This is a genomic window from Allobosea sp. (assembly GCF_048595345.1).
GTDB lineage: Bacteria > Pseudomonadota > Alphaproteobacteria > Rhizobiales > Beijerinckiaceae > Allobosea.
In genome coordinates this window covers 1-1,630 of record NZ_JBMDWH010000026.1, presented here as the reverse complement: position 1 = coordinate 1,630, position 1,630 = coordinate 1, and the positions used below count along the sequence as shown (strand labels likewise).

Here is a 1,630-nt window from a genome sequence, read left to right as displayed (position 1 = left end):
TGCCCCATGCCCGGCTCAGCCCTTCTCAATCCGCCGCCGGCCCGGCCGGACATCACCCGCTCGGTCTGCCGGGGCGCCAGCCGCCATCTGCGCGAGCGCGGCTGTGCGATCGTCAAGGAGATGACCTTCGCCAATGGCCGGCGCGGCGACATCGTGGCGCTGTGGCCGAACGGGGAGTTATGGGTGGTGGAGGTGAAGTCCGGTGTGCTGGACTACCGCGTCGACGGCAAATGGCCGGATTACCGCGATTACTGCGACGGTTTTCTCTTCGCCGTCGCGCCCGAATTCCCGCAGGAAATCCTGCCGGACGATGTCGGCCTGATCGTCGCCGACGGCTATGGCGGAGCGCTCTTGCGCGAGCCGCCCCGCCACCCGCTCGCCCCGGCGCGGCGCAAGATGCTGACGATCGCTGTCGCCCGGTTGGCCGCGGCGCGGCTCGCTCAGATCGAGGATCCGGAGGCCGCCGGGCTCTGAACCAACGACGGGGCTGAGAGTCCTGATCAGCGCGGCGCGCGCTTGGCCAGGATCCGCTGCAGCGTGCGCCGGTGCATGCCGAGCCGGCGGGCCGTCTCCGAGACGTTGCGGCTGCACAGCTCGTAGACGCGCTGGATATGCTCCCAGCGCACCCGGTCGGCCGACATCGGGTTTTCCGGCGGCTGCGGCCTGGCATCCCGCTGGGCGGCCAGCGCGGCGTGGATCTCGTCCGCATCGGCGGGCTTCGCCAGGAAATCGAAGGCTCCCAGCTTCACCGCGCTCACTGCCGTGGCGATGTTGCCATAGCCGGTCAGCACCACGCCTCGCGCATCGGGCCGCTTCTCCTTCAGGCGGGCGATCACGTCGAGCCCGTTGCCGTCGCCCAGCCGCAGGTCGATCACGGCGAAGGCCGGCGGCGCTTCCTCGACGGCGGCGAGCCCGGCCGCGACGGTGTCGGCCATGCGCACGCTGTAGCCGCGCCCTTCCATGGCGCGGGCGAGGCGGGTCAGGAACGGCCTGTCGTCGTCGACCAGCAGCAGCGTCATGTCGCCGCCGGGCCCGTTCGTCGCACTGTCGCTCTCTGCTGCCTGCATGGCCTTCTCCTGCCGCTTGTGAACGCGCTGCGGCGGCGCGGGTTTGGATGTCTTGCCCGATATACGGGATGGGTCCGCAAGCGGACCACGACGCTGTAGATCATCGGGCCGGCGAGCGAAATGCGCCACCCCGCAGGATCCTGTGCCGGATAAGAGGCTGGATTGTCGCAGGGCCGCCGCGCACGCCGCCCGGATCGGACGCCTCAGCGCTCGGCCTCGAACAGCGCTCGCGGCCAGGCGATTCGGATGCGCGCGCCGGTTTCGGGTGCGGGCCGGTTGGAGAATTCCAGCGCCGCGCCCCCGCGCTCGAGCAGCGTCTTGGCGATGAACAGCCCGAGCCCCAGCCCGCCGCCGGCGCGGCTTTCGGCCGTCCCGCGCGTCAGATAGGGCTCGCCCGCCCGCAGCAGCACATCCGCCGGAAAGCCCGGCCCGTCATCGGCGATGGTGAGGAGCACCAGGGTCGGCGTCCATTCCGCCGCGATCGAGACTTTGCTGCGGGCGAAATCGACGGCGTTGTCGACGATGTTGCCGAGCCCGTAGATCATGCCCGGATTGCGCCGGCA

3 protein-coding genes are annotated in these 1,630 nt (G+C 70.7%); 1 reads left to right on the top strand and 2 read right to left on the bottom strand.

Features of this window, described 5'->3' with window-relative positions; all coding sequences use genetic code 11:
* Positions 1-6: 6 nt before the first annotated feature.
* Positions 7-474: an MmcB family DNA repair protein gene (locus ACOJTB_RS03630; RefSeq protein WP_420101157.1), complete on the top strand. Its 468-nt coding sequence runs from the start codon at positions 7-9 to the stop codon at positions 472-474.
* 26 nt (positions 475-500) lie between these two features.
* Here the strand turns inward: ACOJTB_RS03630 and ACOJTB_RS03625 are convergent, their stop codons facing one another.
* Both ACOJTB_RS03625 and ACOJTB_RS03620 read right to left on the bottom strand, forming a co-directional pair.
* Complete coding sequence (locus ACOJTB_RS03625; protein WP_420101156.1) at positions 501-1,067, bottom strand: ActR/PrrA/RegA family redox response regulator transcription factor; 567 nt, start codon at positions 1,065-1,067, stop codon at positions 501-503.
* Positions 1,068-1,270: 203 nt separating this feature from the next.
* On the bottom strand, positions 1,271-1,630 hold a 360-nt coding region (locus tag ACOJTB_RS03620), incomplete at its 5' end, for an ATP-binding protein (protein ID WP_420101155.1).